This window comes from Ruegeria sp. EL01 (assembly GCF_900313035.1).
In the GTDB taxonomy this organism is placed as follows: Bacteria; Pseudomonadota; Alphaproteobacteria; order Rhodobacterales; family Rhodobacteraceae; genus Ruegeria.
Window position 1 is genome coordinate 14,680 of record NZ_OMPS01000011.1, and the last position, 17,605, is coordinate 32,284.

20 protein-coding genes are annotated in these 17,605 nt (G+C 55.1%); 14 read left to right on the forward strand and 6 right to left on the reverse strand.

The features are described 5' to 3' along the window. Nucleotide 1: 1 nt before the first annotated feature. From virB11 to bla, 5 genes are all read left to right on the forward strand, one after another. Nucleotides 2-1,072, forward strand: coding sequence for a P-type DNA transfer ATPase VirB11 (gene virB11 / locus D9K61_RS07005; RefSeq protein ID WP_120632546.1), 1,071 nt, complete (start codon nt 2-4; stop codon nt 1,070-1,072). Beyond that, entirely contained in the window at nt 1,069-3,201 is a 2,133-nt protein-coding gene (locus D9K61_RS07010; protein WP_120632547.1) for a type IV secretory system conjugative DNA transfer family protein, read from the forward strand. Before virB11 ends, D9K61_RS07010 begins: the two co-directional genes overlap by 4 nt. A 14-nt stretch (nt 3,202-3,215) precedes the next feature. Further along, nucleotides 3,216-4,931 (forward strand): LPD7 domain-containing protein, encoded by a 1,716-nt coding sequence (locus D9K61_RS07015; RefSeq protein WP_120632548.1) that lies wholly within the window; start codon nt 3,216-3,218, stop codon nt 4,929-4,931. Between the two features lie 453 nt (nt 4,932-5,384). Then, a complete protein-coding gene (locus D9K61_RS07020) occupies nt 5,385-6,098 on the forward strand; it encodes a peptidoglycan peptidase (RefSeq protein ID WP_162946786.1) in 714 nt (237 codons plus the stop codon). Nucleotides 6,099-6,141: 43 nt separating this feature from the next. Further along, entirely contained in the window at nt 6,142-6,999 is an 858-nt protein-coding gene (gene bla / locus D9K61_RS07025; RefSeq protein WP_162946787.1) for a class A beta-lactamase, read from the forward strand. A gap of 88 nt (nt 7,000-7,087) precedes the next feature. Here bla and D9K61_RS07030 read toward each other — a convergent pair whose 3' ends face one another. After that, entirely contained in the window at nt 7,088-7,474 is a 387-nt protein-coding gene (locus tag D9K61_RS07030) for a carboxymuconolactone decarboxylase family protein (RefSeq protein WP_120632551.1), read from the reverse strand. Between the two features lie 83 nt (nt 7,475-7,557). Beyond that, nucleotides 7,558-8,541 carry an aldo/keto reductase gene (locus D9K61_RS07035; RefSeq protein WP_120632640.1) on the reverse strand — a complete coding sequence of 328 codons (984 nt, stop codon included), beginning with the start codon at nt 8,539-8,541 and terminating at the stop codon, nt 7,558-7,560. A 72-nt stretch (nt 8,542-8,613) separates the two neighbouring features. Here D9K61_RS07035 and D9K61_RS07040 point away from each other — a divergent pair, with 72 nt between their 5' ends. From D9K61_RS07040 to D9K61_RS07050, 3 genes are all read left to right on the forward strand, one after another. Next, nucleotides 8,614-9,534: a LysR family transcriptional regulator gene (locus tag D9K61_RS07040; protein WP_120632552.1), complete on the forward strand. Its 921-nt coding sequence runs from the start codon at nt 8,614-8,616 to the stop codon at nt 9,532-9,534. 86 nt (nt 9,535-9,620) lie between these two features. Continuing rightward, the gene (locus D9K61_RS07045) at nt 9,621-9,989 is read left to right on the forward strand and encodes a MerR family transcriptional regulator (RefSeq protein WP_120632553.1); all 369 of its coding nucleotides are present in this window, start codon (nt 9,621-9,623) and stop codon (nt 9,987-9,989) included. After that, nucleotides 9,980-10,579 (forward strand): short chain dehydrogenase, encoded by a 600-nt coding sequence (locus D9K61_RS07050; protein ID WP_120632554.1) that lies wholly within the window; start codon nt 9,980-9,982, stop codon nt 10,577-10,579. Before D9K61_RS07045 ends, D9K61_RS07050 begins: the two co-directional genes overlap by 10 nt. Before the next feature lie 124 nt (nt 10,580-10,703). Here the strand turns inward: D9K61_RS07050 and D9K61_RS07055 are convergent, their stop codons facing one another. Then, nucleotides 10,704-11,324, reverse strand: a complete 621-nt coding sequence (locus D9K61_RS07055) for a LysE family translocator (protein WP_120632555.1) — start codon at nt 11,322-11,324, stop codon at nt 10,704-10,706. A gap of 144 nt (nt 11,325-11,468) precedes the next feature. On the opposite strand from D9K61_RS07055, the gene D9K61_RS07060 reads away from it, so the two are divergent. Further along, a complete protein-coding gene (locus tag D9K61_RS07060; RefSeq protein ID WP_120632556.1) occupies nt 11,469-11,915 on the forward strand; it encodes an Lrp/AsnC family transcriptional regulator in 447 nt (148 codons plus the stop codon). Between the two features lie 369 nt (nt 11,916-12,284). On the opposite strand, the gene D9K61_RS07065 is transcribed toward D9K61_RS07060, so the two are convergent. Next, nucleotides 12,285-12,737 carry an Lrp/AsnC family transcriptional regulator gene (locus D9K61_RS07065; RefSeq protein WP_120632557.1) on the reverse strand — a complete coding sequence of 151 codons (453 nt, stop codon included), beginning with the start codon at nt 12,735-12,737 and terminating at the stop codon, nt 12,285-12,287. A gap of 103 nt (nt 12,738-12,840) precedes the next feature. On the opposite strand from D9K61_RS07065, the gene D9K61_RS07070 reads away from it, so the two are divergent. Beyond that, entirely contained in the window at nt 12,841-13,521 is a 681-nt protein-coding gene (locus tag D9K61_RS07070; protein WP_120632641.1) for an AzlC family ABC transporter permease, read from the forward strand. Then, the gene (locus D9K61_RS07075; RefSeq protein ID WP_120632558.1) at nt 13,518-13,814 is read left to right on the forward strand and encodes an AzlD domain-containing protein; all 297 of its coding nucleotides are present in this window, start codon (nt 13,518-13,520) and stop codon (nt 13,812-13,814) included. Before D9K61_RS07070 ends, D9K61_RS07075 begins: the two co-directional genes overlap by 4 nt. Nucleotides 13,815-13,903: 89 nt before the next feature. Here the strand turns inward: D9K61_RS07075 and D9K61_RS07080 are convergent, their stop codons facing one another. Next, nucleotides 13,904-14,761: a DMT family transporter gene (locus tag D9K61_RS07080; protein ID WP_120632559.1), complete on the reverse strand. Its 858-nt coding sequence runs from the start codon at nt 14,759-14,761 to the stop codon at nt 13,904-13,906. 283 nt (nt 14,762-15,044) lie between these two features. Between D9K61_RS07080 and D9K61_RS07085 the strand changes: the two genes are divergently transcribed. The 3 genes from D9K61_RS07085 (at nt 15,045) to D9K61_RS07095 (ending at nt 16,731) form a co-directional block, all read left to right on the forward strand. After that, complete coding sequence (locus tag D9K61_RS07085; RefSeq protein WP_120632560.1) at nt 15,045-15,668, forward strand: LysE family translocator; 624 nt, start codon at nt 15,045-15,047, stop codon at nt 15,666-15,668. A 79-nt stretch (nt 15,669-15,747) separates the two neighbouring features. Beyond that, nucleotides 15,748-16,389: a LysE family translocator gene (locus tag D9K61_RS07090; protein ID WP_120632561.1), complete on the forward strand. Its 642-nt coding sequence runs from the start codon at nt 15,748-15,750 to the stop codon at nt 16,387-16,389. Between the two features lie 6 nt (nt 16,390-16,395). Beyond that, entirely contained in the window at nt 16,396-16,731 is a 336-nt protein-coding gene (locus D9K61_RS07095) for a putative quinol monooxygenase (RefSeq protein ID WP_120632562.1), read from the forward strand. Between the two features lie 79 nt (nt 16,732-16,810). Here D9K61_RS07095 and D9K61_RS07100 read toward each other — a convergent pair whose 3' ends face one another. Further along, nucleotides 16,811-17,566, reverse strand: a complete 756-nt coding sequence (locus D9K61_RS07100) for a helix-turn-helix domain-containing protein (protein WP_120632563.1) — start codon at nt 17,564-17,566, stop codon at nt 16,811-16,813. Nucleotides 17,567-17,605: the final 39 nt, after the last annotated feature.

The window sequence follows — 17,605 nt, forward strand, 5'->3', positions numbered from 1 at the left end:
CATGGCTGATGGAACATTTCCACAAAACGCAGCCCAGCTCGCCCCTGCGGGGTTGGCGTCATTTCTGAATCCGTTGCAACCTCACCTGATGCGCCCGGAGGTGATTGAGCTTTGCATCAACCGCCCCAAAGAGCTCTTCATTGAAACCTATGACGGCTGGAATGTTGAGCAGGTCGATGCGCTCAGCTTTGAGCATCTGACCAGCTTTGCCACCACGGTGGCCACCTTCACCAAGCAAAGCATTAGCGCCACCAGCCCGATCCTGTCGGGCTCCCTTCCTGGCGGCGAGCGCATTCAGATCGTCCTGCCGCCCGCCGTTCCCGCCGGGACGGTCAGCATCACAATCCGCAAACCCTCAGAACGCAGTTTCACGCTGGACGATTATGAGGCGGCGGGCATGTTTGAAGATATTCTAACCGAGACAGACGCGCTGTCTACTGCGGACCGGGATCTGCTTGATCTCTATGAAGCACAATCCTGGAAGGGTTTTTTGAGCCGGGCCGTGAAAGAGAGGAAGAATATCCTGATTTCCGGCTCCACCGGCTCTGGCAAGACCACGTTTTCAAAGGCCTTGATCCCTGAAATCCCGGATCATGAGCGCATCCTGACCATCGAAGACACGGTGGAGCTGGTTATTCCCCAGCCCAACAACGTGCGCCTGATCTATTCCAAAGATGGCCAGGGGCAGGCGAAGGTCTCGGCACGGCAACTGCTGGAAAGCGCGTTGCGCATGCGACCAGACCGGATCTTCCTGCAGGAGCTGCGGGACGCGTCAGCCTTCTACTATCTGCGCAACGTCAATACCGGCCATTCGGGCTCGATCACCACGATCCACGCCGACAGCGCCATGCTGGCCTTCGAGCAACTGGCGTTGCTGGTCAAGGAAAGCGAGGCCGGCCGCGATCTGAAGCGCTCGGAAATTAAAGAGATGCTGTTTCAGATGGTCGATGTGGTCGTGCAGGTCAAACGCAGCGAGGGCAAGTTTCGCATCACGGAGATCTATTTTGATCCCTTGCGAAAGCTGGGCCGAGAAGAGGGAAAGGCCAGAGAAGAGAAAGAGACAGGGCAATGATTCTGGAGAAGTGGCCTGATCTCTCACCAACTGCAAAGGGGATTTTCCTCGCATTCTTCGGGTTGCTGGCGGCGGGCAGTGGCCTGTTTCTTTCTGGGTTTGTGCTCAGCAAAGGGTTGAATCTCCGGTTCGACCCCGTTGCCGATCTGCTCCTCTGGCCGAGGATCGCCCTTTCAGACTACAGCGGCGCTGCGACCGAAAAATGGATCAAGCTCGGCGGCTTTGCCGGGATGGCGCCGACCGCACTTATCCTCACGGCCTTCTTGATGAACAAGCCAAAGCCCGATCTGCACGGCAAGGCGCGGTTTGCCGCAGGACGGGATATCAAGAACGCTGGCCTACGGTCCAGAAACGGGTTGATCGTGGGCTTCACCGGTTCTCTTCCTTCCCGGCACTACGGCAAACCGGTCGACAAAAAGGGTCGCCTTGTCGAAGAGGGTGGTGCCGTCAAGGTGATGCCAACCGGCAACCTGACATCAAAATCCCTGCTGACTTATGGCGGACCCGAGCATATGTTCCTCTATGCGCCGACCCGTTCCGGCAAGGGTGTGGGCGTCGTGGTGCCAAATCTGCTGAACTGGCCCGGCTCCGCCGTGATCCTCGATATCAAAAAGGAAAACTGGACCCTGACCGCGGGGTTTCGGGCGGACTCCGGGCAGGATGTGTATCTGTTCGATCCGCTGGAGCCGAGCGGCAAGACCCATCGCTGGAATCCGCTGTCTACCGTGCGACGGGGCGGTGATTTCCAGATCGAAGATTTGCAGCGCCTGGCCGATCTCTTCATCCCGGTGCAATCCAAGGATCCGTTCTTTGACCGGGCGGCTCAAACTGCCTTTGTTGGCGTTGGCGGCTTTCTCGCGGAAACCCCGCACCTGCCGTTTACCCTTGGTGAGATCTTCCGCCAACTCACGCTCACCGGCAATGTGGTCGAGACCTTCAAGAAACGGATCATGGACCGCAAGGACAATGGCAAGCCGCTGTCCTGGCAAACCGAAGCGGCTCTGACTGATTTCATATCGAAATCGGAAAACACTTTTGAGAGTGTCAAATCCACCATCACGGCCAATCTCGGGCTTTTTGCAAACCCAATGCTGGATCGGGCGACATCGGCGTCCGACTTTGATTTCACCGACCTGCGCAAAAAGCGCATGTCGATCTATGTGGGCATCACCCCTAACAATCTTGGCCGTCTCGGCCCCCTCATGAACCTGTTTTTTCAAACCTGCGTCGACGCCAACATGCAGGAATTGCCGGAGAACAACCCCGATCTGAAGCACAAGGTCCTCTTGTGCATGGATGAGTTCGCCTCTGTTGGTGAACTGCCCGCCTTCAAACGCGGGATCGGGTATTTCGCCGGCTATGGCCTGACGGTTCTGACCATCATCCAAACCCCGGCCCAGCTGTCCGACATTTACGGCGTGGATGGTGCGGCCGCCTATATGGACAACGCTGGTGTGGAGATCGTGTTCACGCCCAAGAGCTTGAAAGAGGCCCGAAACCTCTCGGAACGGTTCGGCACATTAGCGATGGAAAGCCGCAGTGAGAGCCGGTCCAAATATCTGACGCAGAAAGGAAACGTATCGGTCAGCACCAGTGAACAGAAACGCTCTTTGATGCTGCCGCAAGAACTTTTGGCGATGGATCAGTCCAAGGCGCTGGTCATAATCGCGGGCCATCCCCCCGTTGAGGCCAACAAGCTGCGCTACTACGCCGAAGAGGTTTTTCTGGAACGGGCGAAGATTGCACCGCCAGACGTGCCATCGATTGCACCTGATCCGCTGGCCGAAAAAGTGGCCCGCGTTGAATCTGAGAACCAGGACCTGCGGAATGCACAGGCAGAAGCCCGAGAAGAAATGGCCGCGATGCGTGAGGATTTGGCCCGCATCACACTCTTGGCGCAGTTCCGCGATGAGAACGTGGCCAGTGGTGCACCTTCATCCGTCGAGATGACGAACGAGGAGATCGCAAATCCTGACACCATCATGCCGGAACGATTGAAACTCGATCAATCCGCTGCACGCGCCAAGCTCGCAGCGCTCAAGGATGCCGGCACTCTGACCTCCCGCGAAGGCGCAAGAGACCTTCTCTCAGCCATGGGCGTCGAGACCAGCGGCCCATCGATTGCATGAAGTGAGAATGAGATATGGCCGATCCTGATCCGACGACATCAACAAATCCGCACATCTACACGTTGTCAGAGGCCCATTCCGAGCGGGTGGAAAGCTTTGCGACGATGGAAGAGGCTGCCCGAGCCTTTGCGGATGCAGATGCGACACTGCACCCGCGCGTAATTGAGAGCTCGGAAAACGGCGCACGCACCTTGGCCCGCACAGTCACGATTGGCGAGGAAGTCCACAAATCCGCGCCCCGGTTGGAAACACTACAGGGCGATCGGGATGAGGCGTTCTGGGTGGCATATCATGCCCGAGAGACCGAGAAGCAAGAAGGTGACCCGGAAAAGGAGATCAATGCATCTGGTAAGAAAACACAATCAGAGACGGCGCCCAATGCAGACCCGACCCCGGACAGCGTCGCCGAACCGGATACGCCCCAGCCTGGGAAGTCACCTGATGAACGCTTCGCGCTCCCAGCCAGCTTTCAGGAGCGCTTCATCCTGACGAAGGAGCAGGACCGACAGGAGTTGTTCCGCTCCTATGACGATACACGCCCCGCGATTTCGGATCGGGGTGACAGCCTGCGTACCAAGAACGCGGATCGCGGCACGGCGATGGATATGATCGAGCTCGCCGCCCACCGCAGTTGGTCCTCTATGAAAGTCACCGGACCAGAAGAGTTCCGCCGCGAGATGTGGATCGAAGGGACCGCCCAAGGCATCCGCGTGCAGGGATACCGGCCCAATGACAAGGATCGTGCCGAAGCGGATCGTCGCGCGGAACTGATTGGCGAGCGCAGTATTGAACGCACGGATCGCGAGCGTCATGCTACAGGCGAACCGAATACCGGTGTCAGGCCTGGTGCTCAGAGGCACGGTGCCGAGAACTCCAATGTTGTTCCCATGATTGACTATCAGCAGGGTCTTAAAGGCAAAATCACCGGCATTGGCGATGCACCATACAGGGACCGCGAGGGTGCCACACCAACCCCCTTTGTTTCATTGGAACTGGCGGATGGTCGGCCTCACAAACTCTGGGGGGTTGGTTTGCCGGATATGATCGACAAACACGACCTCAGTGTCGGTGATCACGCAACGATCTATGACAATGGTCGCAAAGCCGTAACTGTGAAGGAACGAGATCCAAAGACCGGCGAAGAACGCGAGAAACAAACCTTCCGACGGGAATGGGGTGCACGGGAAATCGAGCGAGCACCCGAGCAGGTCAAACCAGGTGTGGAGCCGGTGCAAAAGCGGGATGTAGCAGTTATCGAGACCACTTCTAATCCCACGAAAGCTGCCGCTGAAACTGCCTCTCCGCCAGTAGGTGATAACGGTTCCACAGCTCCTCCAAAACAGGAGCAAGATCCAGATCCACTTGCTGAACGGTTGATTCAAAAGGAGGCGGCTCAGGACCCAGCTTTGCGTGGTGCGGCAAGCGTATTGGCGCATCTCGATGCGGAACTGCGTGCCGCTGGGATCTCAGAGAAGGATCGAACCACATTCCGCGATCACGCCTCTCGAGAACTGGCAGATGGCCTGCGCGCCGGGCGCCAATACGATGTGCAGCGCCTACCGAACGTAACGACTGAGCAACAGAAACGCGCGAAGTCGCTGACTGCTAGAGATGTAGCTCAGATCATTGAGAGCGCGAAAGTGCGGACGCCGCCACAAATCCAGGACACCACCCGGAACTTCAGTAGATCGCGGGAAAACAGCCCACAATCCTCCGGCAGAGAACGGTAAAGCTAATTGCCGCTCTGGTGGTTCTCTGCTTCAGGTTATTGCCAGAAGGCTGGTCTGCGCATTCGAGAGCTTGAGGCCAATGCCGGTTCCCCAAAGGTGCCGCGAATGGATAGTTTTCCGTGAAACTACCGGTCAAACAAAGCTCGGCGAAGTCACCTTTCGAGCCCACTTTGGCTGATGCTGCGCGGGGCATGAAGGTCGGCTCTTAGCGAACGGCCATTACTCTTGCATGTTCTTAGGTTATTCTGAATTTTTGCCACTTTTGCAAACACAGGCCTCTTGAACATATCTGGAAAGCCCCATCAATTTGCAGCCTTGGAACAGTTGGCCGTTTTCGTACGACCTCGGCGGAAAATCGCGTGAGATCAAAACACTGTGCAGGTTTCTGGTGCAGGCTAACCGACCACAGATTACCAATAAAGCAAAACAGTGAGGTCAGGAGGTAGTGAGATCATGAATCCATTTGCGTGCTTGTCAAAAAACGCTCGGAATATCGATTTGCGTTTCGCATCGGTCGTAGCTTGCTTGGCCTGCTGGACGATTACACCACCTGTGCATGCCGGAGAATATGATGAGGCAGTTTGGGACTGGCGTGCAGGGGATCTCATCTTTCGATCCGGGATTGATCCGTTTGATGATCTGATCGCCACTTATGCGGGGGCACAGTTTGGCTCTGCCGCTATCGTTCGGGCAAGCAGTGGCGGACCTCGCGTTGTCTATGTCGACCCAGACATCGGTGTAACTGAGATTATGCTTGATGAATTCGTTGCTGGTTTGGATGAAAGTGACTACGCGGCCTATCGCATCCGTGAGGCAGGTGATTGGGGGCAAAGCGACAGCCCGATTTCATACAATGCGCTTCTCGTTGCATATGGAAAACCTGCGGACCGATATAGATTTCCCGGTGGTGATGCATATTACAGCGCCGAGCTTGTGTTCCTGGCTGCTTTGGGTGCCGGAGTTCAGCTAGGTCAGCCTATTAGATTGTCAGAGCTGTCCCAGGACAGGCCTGATCTTCGGCATGCATTCCTGAGAGATTGGCAGGAAAACCCTTATTGCCAGTATATCGCAACAGAGCAGGCGTGCTGGGAACTCATCAGGGACACTGCGGTTTTGACGACGCAGGCGATCATGAATGATCCCGACCTTGAAAGACTGCACCCCTAGCTCACACGACAGATTTTTCCAACGAACAATAACAGAGGCCCCCATGAAGCGTAGAGAACTGATTTTCGGAAGCATTGCGGCTGGCTTGTTCAACCGTGCAGCCAATGCGGATGCAACTGCCCGATTGGAAAGCGCCGAACAAAGGCTATCCGCAAGAATAGGGGTCCATGCCGAGAACCTTAGTACCGGACAAGTTTTCCAACACCGGCCTGATGAACGGTTTGCCATGTGCTCGACATTCAAGGCGTCATTGGCGGCACTTTGCCTGCACCGGTCAGATCGAGGACAGCTTGACCTCGATGAGCGGCTTGCGTTCCAAGGGTCAGACATACTGCCAACGTCGTCCGTCACCAGGGGAAACCTCTCCGCTGGAAGCATGAGCATCAGCGATCTGTGTCAGGCCATTGTCGAATATAGCGACAACACCGCTGCCAACCTTCTACTGAAGCATATTGGTGGCCCTTCGGCCATAACGCAGTTTTTCCGGGATATTGGAGACACAACCAGCCGTCTGGACCGCACGGAAATGGCGCTAAACTCCAACATTGCGGGGGATGAGCGGGATACGACAAGCCCGCAGGCGATGGCCCGGACTCTTAGCGAATTGACGATGCCCACCAATTTACTATCGGATCATTCCCGCGCATTGCTGATCCAATGGATGCGAAACGAGCAAAATGGTCAGAACAGGATAAGAGCCGCCGTGCCCGGAGATTGGGCCGTTGGCAACAAGCCAGGCACCTCTCCAAATGGCGTGGCGAATGATATTGCGGTGTTGTGGTCGCCGGATGGTACTCCGTTCGTTGTTACAGTTTTCATCGACACGCAGCAAGGAAGGGCGCGTGAGGCTGTCGCCGCGATCCATGACATTGCGGGCACCGCACTCAGTAACGTCCTCTAGCACCTGAGCGCCCATCACGGATCAAAAGGGAATGCCCCCAGATAATGCAAGGGAACTTTCACCAGTATCGGCAGATATTGGCAGAGATCTATTCTGCGCTCTCACTTTCTTCGTTGAATACATCCAGGGCTACGTTCAACGCGTTGATAGCCGCAGGAAACCCACCATATAGCGACATTTGCCATATCGCCTCGGCTATCTCGATTTTGGTGAGACCGACTTTCAAACCACCTGCGATGTGAATGCGTAGCTGAGGCGCGGTTTGCCCGCCCAGAGTGGTCAACGCCGCAATCGTTGCAAGACTTCGGTCCCGTAGAGCCAACCCCGGGCGGCCGTAGTGTTGACCGTAGACGAAACTGATCAGGTCTTGGGGCATCCCCGGCAAAAGAGAGCCATAGCGCGCTTCAAGGGCCTCTTCCAAACCCGGATTGTGTTTTTCTGCTAACGCTTTACCGCGTTCGTATGCATCCTGCATGTATCGCCTCTTTTAGGTTGGGATCAGGTTTCGCTATTGGGGTCTCGTTCGGTGTGTGGTGACTCAGCAAAGTGTTCTTACATTCACGCGTTAACCCCCTTCATTCCTTCTTCGGTGTAGCGTGCGCCGGAAATCGGAAGTGCGGCGAGGCCGTCTTCCAGCTCCTGCAGATCCTCATCATTTAAACCGACATCTGCGGCAGCGGTGTTTTCCCGCAAATATATGATCTTCTTCGTGCCGGGGATTGGAACAATGTCGTCACCTTGCGCCAGCAGCCATGCGAGCGCCAATTGCGCAGGCGTACATTCCTTGCGTGTTGCAATTGCACGCACCAGATTGGCAATACGTCTGTTGGAGGTGACAGCATCCGCCTGGAAACGCGGCAGAGATGCACGAAAATCTCCGCTCTCAAACTCGCTGTCATCCTGGAAGCGCCCGGTCAAGAAACCACGACCAAGCGGCGAATACGGCACAAAGCCGACCCCCAGCTCGCGACAAGTGGGAAGCACCTCGTTTTCAACTTCACGCGACCAAAGAGAATATTCGGTTTGCACGGCAGTAACCGGATGCACGGCGTGTGCTCGACGCAATGTGTCCGCGCTGATCTCGCACAGACCGATCCGGTCGATTTTACCTTCCTCGACCAGACGCGAAAGGCCGCCCATCGTGTCTTCGATGTCCTGCTCACGATTGATCCGATGAACGTAGTAGAGGTCGATCCGCTCGACCCCGAGTCGCGCCAACGATGCTTCACAGGAAGCTCTTGCATATTCGGGACTGTTGTCGAGACTGCGACGGTATTCACCGGGCTTGCGAACGATGCCGAACTTGGTTGCGATCTTCGGACGGGCTTTCGATTTAGCCAGGAACGCCCCAAGCAGCTCTTCGTTGTGATGCGGGCCGTACATGTCAGCGGTGTCGAAAAAGTCGATCCCGAGATCAACGGCTTCATGCAACACCCGCATTGACATCTCATCATCGCGCGGGCCGTAAAACTCACTCATCCCCATGCAGCCAAGGCCGATGGCCGATACGTCGAAACCTTGCGCCAGTGTTCGTTGTCTCATGCTGTTCTCCTTGTTTGTTAACCGGAGAGATGGCATTTTCAGAAAACGATAAACATCCGCGAAACTGAAAACATGATTTCCAAAATCGGAAAGCACTCCAACAATGATCTGATCTGGGATGACATTCGCGCTTTCTTAGCTGTGGCGCGTGCAGGCACGCTGTCCGGCGCGGCAGCACAGATGGGCGTCGGAATCGCCACAGTTTCGCGCCGGGTCGAAAGACTGGAAATGGCGATTGGCCAGCCCGTGTTTACGCGACACCAGTCCGGCTACCGACTAACGGACGATGGCGCCGCGTTGATCGAACGGGCCGAAGAAATGGAGGCTGCAGCCCTGTCGCTGGCTTCTGGACTGCACCACGACGCGCCCGTCGCGGGCACCGTGCGGCTGGCCACAGCGGAGAACTTAGCGACTGGGTTGATCATACCGGAACTGGGGCGGCTGAGGGCGGAATTCCCGCAGTTATCTCTGGAGATCGTGACGGACATAGCGACAGTAAACCTGCATCGGCGCGATGCGGATATCGCCCTCAGAATGGTAAAGCCTGATCGCGGGAACGTATCGCTGCAACGGCTGGGGAGTCTGGGCTTTGGTCTGTATGGCACGGCTGAATATGTGTCAGCACGCGGCACAGCATCGGATGATGGTGCATTTGACACAGACGATTTCATCGGTTGGTCAGAGGCTTACGCGAACCTGCCAGCGGCCCAATGGGTTGAACGGATATTGAAGGGCCGCCCGCCTGCTTTGGTAACGACCTCGCTGGCGACACAGCTTAGGGCATGTGAAAGCGGCCTCGGTCTGGCTATCCTGCCATATTTCCTCGCTCGACCACGCGGTCTTGTTTGCCTCGACGCAGACCTTGGTGTCGATCAGACGATCTGGCTTGTCACCCACTCCGATCTTGTACACTCCCGCCGTGTCCACGCCGTCGCGGAATTCCTGCGCGATCTCGTGCAGGGGAATCGCGTTCGTTTAAGCGGCGACGTATGAATTTTCCCTCTGCGATCATGTCTGACAAACCTGCTTGATCTAAAGTTGCTTTAGGTCCGTATGAGGGTGAACAGAAAGCGGGTCACATGAAAATATCAGAAGTTGCTGAACGCACCGGGCTCAGCATTTCCACAATACGTTTCTATGAGAAGTTTAGGCTGTGTCCGTTCATCGAACGCGGCCCTGACGGCAATCGCGTATTTTCTAAAACGGATGCTGATTGGTTGGCGTTGCTGGCATCCCTGCGCGCAACAGGGATGCCCATGGAGGAAATGCGCGCGTTTGCTGAGCTCTATGCCTCGGGCGATAAAACAATCCCAGAGCGCAAGGCGGCGCTATTGGCGCACAGGCAAAGCCTTGGCGACCGGCAAGCAGAATTGGATCAGTGCCGCGCAATACTGAAACAGAAATTGCAGCGATACGATGAGATAATAAAGGATCAGGCATGCGGATAATCTTAGTTGGTGCGACTGGCGATATCGGGCAAGCCGCCTGTAAGGAGCTTGAGCAAAGACACGAAATCATCACCGTTGGCCGCTCCGGCGGGGACTACCAGGTCGATGTCGGCGATCTGAACGCGGTGAAATCACTCTATGCTGCGGTTGGCGATTTCGATGCCGTTGTGTCCTGTGCGGGGGATGCGACATTCGCACCCTTGGCCGAGTTGGATCAGGAAGCTTTCATGGTCGGTCTTCGGCAAAAGGTCATGGGCCAAGTGAACTTGGTTCTCGCTGGGTTAGACGTTATTGCGGATGGAGGTTCGTTCACCCTGACCAGTGGTGTCCTTGATCGCGACCCGATCCGAATGGGCGCAAATGCCGCGACCGCGAATGGGGCGCTGGCAGGGTTTGTCAAAAGTGCAGCAATAGAGATGCCGCGTAGCCAGCGGGTCAACGTCGTCAGCCCCGGAATGCTGGACGTGTCCGCCCCGCGCTATGGTGCGTGGTTTCAAGGGCATAAACCTGTGTTGTCGCATCATGTTGGGTTGGCGTATACGAAGTGCGTCGAGGGTGCTTTGACGGGGCAAGTCGTAATCGTAGAGTGACAAGCCCTTCACGAAACCAGCCACTGGAACAACCGCAGCGAAAGCCCGACGGCCTTGACCCCCGAAAGACATGGGCCCCAGATTGGCCTAAGTGAAAACAAAAAGTTTTTATCTGTGGCTTCTATCAACTTGCTTGCACGGCCAGCATTAGAGCGAACCCTAGCAGCGCGAGTCCCGAACAGACGCGAAAAACATCGTAGCGCGCCTGAGTGAGAAACCGCTCGCGGACCTTTTCGGCTAAAAGCGCATAGGAGCTGAGTGACAGAATGGAGAGCGAGCAGTAGGTTAAAACCAGCAATATCGATTGAGGCCAAAGCGACCGAGACGGGTCCAGCGCCTGTGGGAACAGTGCGAGATAGAACAACAATGCTTTGGGGTTCGTCACAGCAAGCAAGAAAGCCTCACGAAACAAAGTCTGTGGCGAGATGTGCTGGATCGTACCCGCTCCCAGAACGATAGACTCACGCTTGAGTATCAGCTTCAGACCTAGTCCGCCCAGATACATAACCCCAAGCCAGCGGAACGTCATCCAGAGCGCCTCTGATGTTACAACAAACGCAGCCACACCGCCCGCGCACAAGATGCCCCCAATGGCGAGACCCAATGCGTTGCCAAATATCGTTGGCAGAACTGGCGCAAACCCAAACTGTAAGGCCCGCCTGAGGGTGTTGAGGTTTGCGGGCCCCGGCGTCACGATGTTGGCGGCTGATATTGTCGCGTATGAGAGCCATATTGCCCACGCCATATCTCAAACTCCGTTTAAGGCACGTCAAGATGGACGCGTCAAACTGGAGTTTAGACTGTCATATGGTCGAAATCCTTTACATATCGGAAGCAAGGTTAGAATAGTCTGATCATATCAGAACTCAATTGGTGAGATACTTTCATTATGGAAGATGCCCTTGATCCACTAGACCGCTCTCTCCTTCAGGAATTGAGCCGCAACGCCAGACTTAGCTGGCGCGAACTTGCATCGCTGACTGAGGTGTCCGCCCCAACCGTCCGAGACCGTATCAGGCGGCTCGAAGACATGGGTGTCATCACGGGTTTTGGTGTTGAGCTTTCTCCTAAGGCACTTGGCTACACCCTCGAAGCGATTGTGCGCTTCAAGCCCTTTCCAGGAAAAGTTCATCTGCTCGCTGAAAAGATCATTACATCAACCCGCATCGTGCAATGTGACAAGGTCACAGGCGAAGATGCGTTCGTTGCCCGAATGCTCCTCAAAAACATCTCCGAACTGGACGCACTGCTGGAAGATTTCTCGACACATGCATCCACCCAGACGGCGGTCATCAAATCGAGCCCGGTGCGTATGCGGCCACCCCCGCTTGATTGAAATTGCTCCGATTCTGAGCGCAAGGCATATCAACCGACTTAATCAGAGCGGCCACTCGCGCAGCCGAAGCGAATTGGTATTTAGTCCCGCGTCTTTCTAGTTCATGAGCCGTGCAGCGAACGGCGGTTTCTGCGCTTGCATTCCTCCAGTCTGCACAGGCCGTGCTGTTCAACTGTCCTACCGTTCGCACGTAATGTGATCCGGTGCGGATGATTGCAATCCCGTCGCAGATAATCTGATTACGTTCGCAAATAATGTTAGTTTAGCACCCCGGATAGACGCAAATAATTCGAGCGGAAATTCGGGCAGTTTGCAATTCGAGCGCCGCATAAGTGCAATCCGCTACAACTACTCGCGACTATCTGGCCGTCATAGGGGAAGTTCCAACGTTGCTTTCTCGGTGGAGACGACAATCGATGTGCGGAATTTCCGCACGTTCTTGTCAGCGAAAAAGAAGCGATGCGTGAATGCTTCGTAATCTCTGATATCTTTAGCCACGACAATCATAACGAAATCGGCGTCCCCGGCGATGCAGTAGAAATTCATCACCTGCCGGTCCTCTCGCGCTTTCCGCTTGAACGCGTCGATCTGGTCCAAGCGGTCACGCTCAAGCTCAACAGAAACCACTGCTGTTATTCCAAACCCGAGTTTTTGCTGATCAAGAACAGCCACCTCTTTCTTGATCACACCGCCGTCGCGCAAGGCTTTCAATCGCCTTTGAACCGATGCCGTGGACGCCCCGATATGGTCCGCCAGATCCTGTATGGACGTCCGCGCGTTTCCTTGCAGTATGTTTAACAGTTTATGATCCGATTGATCCATGATCGTGTCACTCCCAAAGCCCATAACTTTTGAGGTGATGCTATCACATAAAGCCGATTTTGATAGTTTAATCTATCACCGAACGGTCCTAAATTGGCTGTTTATGAAACATGGCGCTGTTGCAATCCTTCCCCTCGCTGCCGGAGCAGCCCTCTATGGCTTCGCATTCGGTCTGCTGGCGGCTCAGGTCGGATTTCCATGGTGGGGCGTTGCCCTTATGAGCGGGGTTGTTCATGCGGGATCATCCCAAATCGTCGCCGTAGAGCAGTTTGCGGGAACGTCTGCCGTGGTCGGTGCCGCTCTCGCGGGGGCGGCATTGAACCTGCGCTACATCGGCATTGTCGCATCACTCTCCGATGTTCTGAGCGGCCTTTCACTTCGGATGAAGCTCCTCGCAATCCACATCACAGGCGATGAAAACTGGGCCTTAACAATGACGGAGCGGGCGAAAAACCCCGCAATCAGAGCAAGCTTTTTGATTGGCTCCGGGCTTGTGATGATCACGGTCTGGACAATCTCGACAACACTGGGGGCGGTTGCCGGGGCAACGCTTCCAAACCTCGAACAGTTCGGACTGGGGTTCGCCTTCACCGCCGCTTTCATCGCGATGGCGCGTGGGTTGTGGCGCGGCGCACCAAACCTTCTTCCCTGGGCCATGAGTTTCGCAATCACGGTATGCGCCGTTACAGTAGGCGCTCCAAAGGCTTACGCAATCGTCGCCGGTGCCGTCTGCGGCCTCGTGATTTCACATTTCCACAGGACCAAAAAAGAGCGCGTGGCATGACATTTCCATTCTGGATGTTGATCGTTGTTCTTGCCGTCGCTGCACTCTCGATCAGGGTGCTGGGTCTCTTTGCCGGTGATGCGATCAAGTCGTCCCAGTATTCATGGGTGCTGGATGATTTGCCCGGTCTTATCGTCGTCTCCCTGGTTGCATCTTCGCTGGCCGGTCAATCTGTCGAAACATGGATCGCCGCCGGGATAGCACTGGTTGTCGCATACCTGTCCAACCACGTAATCCTGACTATGTGCGTCGGTGTTGCCGTATATGGCGGCCTGGTTTGGGTCGGTTTCTAGCGGCCGAGATAAGCGGGGTTGATCTGGCATCCTTCCTTGGTTGCCGGATACCTCGTGCGCTTTCCAAAGCATACGATCATTCTATCCCCTCACGCCGCCAACGCCAGAACCACAACGCCAGCCAGAATGACGCTTGCCCAGAACAAACGATGTTTCAATTGCCCCTCTCCAAGCAATAGGCTGCCCATCAGCACCGTCAGGAGAACGCTGAGTTCACGGATCGGAGCGACAAAGACAACCGGCGTGAAGGTCAGCGCAATGAGAACCAGAATGTAGGCCAATGGGTTGAACACTGCGATGGCAAGTACGCCGAATTTATGTTGCTGCCATATGTTTTGAACCAGCGCGTGACGGCGTACTGCCAGCGGAGCCAGCAGCACGGTTCTACCCACGCTGGACGCATAATCCAGTAGCAGCGGCGGTATCATCAGCGCCGAAACCGAGTGGGCATCCCATGCCGTATAGCTCCCGATAAACAGACCTGCCGTCAGGCCAAAACCAAGCGATAGCAGGGCGCTGCCGCCAGATCGGCGAAACCCGCCCGTCAGCATCAAAACCCCGAAGATGATAATCGCGCCACCGATGGCGATCTGCGAGGTAATCCGTTCTCCCAGAAACAACACAGCAAAACAGGTGGACAGCAAGGGCCCGGTTGCCCGTGCTGTAGGATAGACCAGCGAAAGATCACCCTTGCGGTACCCGATCTGCAACAAAAGGAAATATCCAAGATGCAGCGCAGCACTACCTGCTATGAAAGCCATCTGTGTGACATCGAACAGCGGGATGCCCGATCCAATCCAGATCGCCAACGGCAGATAGATCACCACCGACAGGGCCGAGAAGAGCCAGACCAGCTCAGGTCCGGCGTTGATGCGTTTAACGAAGAAATTCCAGGTTGCGTGACAGATTGCGGCTGTCAGGACGAGCGCGAAGCCAAGGATGGACATGTTTTTACCTCAAAGACGAGTTTCAAGCAGACGTGCGTAAGCACGCCCGTCCATCCCCCCTAGCTTTCTCGTCTTTAAGGTGTCCGCCCGTACACGGGCTCATAACGGCGCTCGGTCCAGTCCTGAAAAATCAGCGGAACCCTAGCCGCACATGGATGGGCAGGGTCAGCGTATCATGGAAGACCAAGCTGTAAAGACCTGTCTTGCGACAGGGTGCGATGCGACATAGGCTCGGGCTTCATTTCAATTCCACTAATTGATTGAACCCACGAGAGGAATTCATATGGACACGCTTCTTTTCTTAGCTTTCGTGACCACGACATTGCTGTTCGTCGCCGTGCCGGGACCGTCCGTGGCCTTTGCATCCGCTCAGGCGGTTCGTCACGGCGCAAAGGCTGCTGCAATCACTGTGGCAGGCGATGCCTTGGGTACAGTTGTCCATATCTGCATCGCGGTCTGGGGCCTGGCAACGCTGATCGCGATTTCTGAGACGGTTCTGCCGTTTCTGCAAATCGTGGGAGGCGTGTTCATCATCTATATGAGCATCCAGTCTTTCCGATCATCCCGGCATCCAGCCAAAGCGCCTGTCGCCACCAATCACCGCGTCACCTTCTGGGCTGGTTTCTTTGCCTGCGTAACAAATCCCAAAGCAATAGTATTCTTCGTGGCGCTATTCCCCAGCTTTATTTCACCAGAGCACAACATCCTGCTTCAAAGTCTGATTTACGGCACCATTTTCCTGTTCTTGGATGCTATTTCCATTCTTGGCTACGCGCTGCTGGCGATGCACGCCGTGCGCAAGGCAACATCCCGATGGCTGAATATTGAAGCGCTGAGCGGGCTTGGCCTGTTCGGGGTTGGTTTTGGTATGATCGTGAAAGGCTATCGCTCCATTCCGTCGAATTGAGATCACAAGCAAAACATTGTTGCATGACACATCGATTGAGAACATAATATGAACATTATAAATTGATTTGAGGTAACCCATGCAGGATTTCAGCACCTATCTCCCCGGTATTATTCTGGCCTATTCCGCCTTCCTTTTGGCCATAGCCAGCCCTGGACCCAACATTCTTGCGGTGATCGGCACGTCCATGAGCGTAAGCCGCCAATCAGGCATTTCGTTGGCTCTGGGCGTTGCGAGCGGATCGTTCACGTGGGCGCTTCTGACTGTGTTCGGCTTGTCAGCCATTCTTGCAACCTATGCATCTGCCCTCCTGCTGATCAAGATTTTTGGCGGTCTGTACCTGCTCTGGCTGGCGTATAAATCTTTCAAGTCAGCGGCTTCAACACATGACATCGAAGCTAAAGAGCTGGCTGGAGGTCGGCGAACACCCTTCGGGTATTTTCAGCGGGGCTACATTATCCAGATGACAAACCCGAAGGCCGCTTTGGCGTGGGTCGCCATTATCTCGCTAGGCTTGCAGGAAGGTGCGCCCCTGTGGGTTGGCGCTGCCATCGTTATCGGGACATTTATCATGTCGATTGTGATCCACGTTCTTTACGCCGTGGCGTTTTCCACCCCGGCCATGGTGCGCATCTACGGCTCAGCGCGCAGGGTCATTCAAGGCGTTCTGGGTACCTTTTTCGCCTTTGCCGGTTTGCATCTGCTGACCAGCCGGAGTTAAGCGATCATGAGCTTTACCGATCCTGCTGCAAAAAACCTGAATGAGGGCTTTGCAGTCGCCATCAACATTGTAGCCAAGGAAGGCAAGGGCGATGCAGTGGCTGAAATCCTGCAAGGGCTGATTGCCCCGACTATGGCCGAAAAGGGCGTGAAGTTCTTTGTGCCATACCGCTCGCCAACTGACCCGTTGTCTTTCTTCATCTATGAACTTTATGTCGATGAAGCGGGGTGGGAGGCGCATAATAAAGCACCTCATTTCCTGAATGTTGTCGATGAACTGGTCTCTTTGGTAACTCACAGACAGCGCATGCCGTTCGTTCCTTTTGGGGTCAAGCGTGGTTGAGTGCTAAATTCCCCTTTAAGCGGTTTTCTAGCTGAATAGCCGTTTGTGTTCCGCGCAGAGGATTCAACGAGAGATGTAATCAACTACTGTTGGTAAACTGGCGCGGCGTTTTGCCCGTGACCAACCGGAAGGCGTTGATAAACGCACTCGGGGTTTCAAAACCTACATCAAGCGCAACACTCGTAACCGGTTGACCGTCGATTAATCTCTCAATTGCTACGATAATTCGGGTCTGCCGCCTAAATTCTCGAAAGGTCATACCCGTTTCCCCGCGAACGCGGCGTATCAGGTTTCTCTCGGAAAGCCCTAACTCATTAGCCCATTCAGTCATTGTCTTCTTGGATGCGGGGTTTGCACGCAGGTCTTCTGCAAGGAGAGCAATGTGTTTGTTTGCTGGCAGGGGCAGGGAAAACGCCTCGATGTTGCTCTGTTTGATTTCGTGGACAAGCACATCGCCCAAGGTTTGTTGCAGCGTGCCATCTTTATCCTCGGCCAAGCGCACCAATACCTCTCTAGCGAGAGGCGAAACGGAAATTACACGTAGATCGGTGGGGAGGGAGAGATAAGCAGTGCTTAGATAGGCTGTCCGCATAGCGACTGCACCTCCGCACTCAATGGCGTGTTCGATCCCTGCAGGTATCCATAGGGCTCTGCTCACAGGAAGCACCCAAAGCCTGTTTCGCGCCGAGATCCGCATTGCTCCTGAGATGGCGTGTATGAGTTGATGCGCTTCGTGCGAATGCCATTCAATCCGGGTGTCGGACGGATATGTCGAAGCGAACCCGTTTACCTCGGGTTGGCTCAAATTTGGCATTTCAGGCGTATTATTTGTCATTATATTGACAGACAGTAAGTCGTTACCGACACATAATCA

What these genes read in the sequence shown, in the direction of transcription:
- D9K61_RS07045 (WP_120632553.1), top strand. Translation starts at nt 9,621, where the DNA reads ATGAAAATATCAGAAGTTGCTGAACGCACCGGGCTCAGCATTTCCACA.
- D9K61_RS07085 (WP_120632560.1), top strand. Translation starts at nt 15,045, where the DNA reads ATGGACACGCTTCTTTTCTTAGCTTTCGTGACCACGACATTGCTGTTC.
- D9K61_RS07030 (WP_120632551.1), bottom strand. Translation starts at nt 7,474, where the DNA reads ATGCAGGATGCATACGAACGCGGTAAAGCGTTAGCAGAAAAACACAAT.
- D9K61_RS07100 (WP_120632563.1), bottom strand. Translation starts at nt 17,566, where the DNA reads ATGACAAATAATACGCCTGAAATGCCAAATTTGAGCCAACCCGAGGTA.
- D9K61_RS07020 (WP_162946786.1), top strand. Translation starts at nt 5,385, where the DNA reads ATGAATCCATTTGCGTGCTTGTCAAAAAACGCTCGGAATATCGATTTG.
- D9K61_RS07040 (WP_120632552.1), top strand. Translation starts at nt 8,614, where the DNA reads ATGATTTCCAAAATCGGAAAGCACTCCAACAATGATCTGATCTGGGAT.
- D9K61_RS07035 (WP_120632640.1), bottom strand. Translation starts at nt 8,541, where the DNA reads ATGAGACAACGAACACTGGCGCAAGGTTTCGACGTATCGGCCATCGGC.
- D9K61_RS07050 (WP_120632554.1), top strand. Translation starts at nt 9,980, where the DNA reads ATGCGGATAATCTTAGTTGGTGCGACTGGCGATATCGGGCAAGCCGCC.
- D9K61_RS07055 (WP_120632555.1), bottom strand. Translation starts at nt 11,324, where the DNA reads ATGGCGTGGGCAATATGGCTCTCATACGCGACAATATCAGCCGCCAAC.
- D9K61_RS07015 (WP_120632548.1), top strand. Translation starts at nt 3,216, where the DNA reads ATGGCCGATCCTGATCCGACGACATCAACAAATCCGCACATCTACACG.
- D9K61_RS07095 (WP_120632562.1), top strand. Translation starts at nt 16,396, where the DNA reads ATGAGCTTTACCGATCCTGCTGCAAAAAACCTGAATGAGGGCTTTGCA.
- D9K61_RS07065 (WP_120632557.1), bottom strand. Translation starts at nt 12,737, where the DNA reads ATGGATCAATCGGATCATAAACTGTTAAACATACTGCAAGGAAACGCG.
- D9K61_RS07080 (WP_120632559.1), bottom strand. Translation starts at nt 14,761, where the DNA reads ATGTCCATCCTTGGCTTCGCGCTCGTCCTGACAGCCGCAATCTGTCAC.
- virB11 (WP_120632546.1), top strand. Translation starts at nt 2, where the DNA reads ATGGCTGATGGAACATTTCCACAAAACGCAGCCCAGCTCGCCCCTGCG.
- D9K61_RS07075 (WP_120632558.1), top strand. Translation starts at nt 13,518, where the DNA reads ATGACATTTCCATTCTGGATGTTGATCGTTGTTCTTGCCGTCGCTGCA.
- D9K61_RS07090 (WP_120632561.1), top strand. Translation starts at nt 15,748, where the DNA reads ATGCAGGATTTCAGCACCTATCTCCCCGGTATTATTCTGGCCTATTCC.
- D9K61_RS07070 (WP_120632641.1), top strand. Translation starts at nt 12,841, where the DNA reads ATGAAACATGGCGCTGTTGCAATCCTTCCCCTCGCTGCCGGAGCAGCC.
- bla (WP_162946787.1), top strand. Translation starts at nt 6,142, where the DNA reads ATGAAGCGTAGAGAACTGATTTTCGGAAGCATTGCGGCTGGCTTGTTC.
- D9K61_RS07010 (WP_120632547.1), top strand. Translation starts at nt 1,069, where the DNA reads ATGATTCTGGAGAAGTGGCCTGATCTCTCACCAACTGCAAAGGGGATT.
- D9K61_RS07060 (WP_120632556.1), top strand. Translation starts at nt 11,469, where the DNA reads ATGGAAGATGCCCTTGATCCACTAGACCGCTCTCTCCTTCAGGAATTG.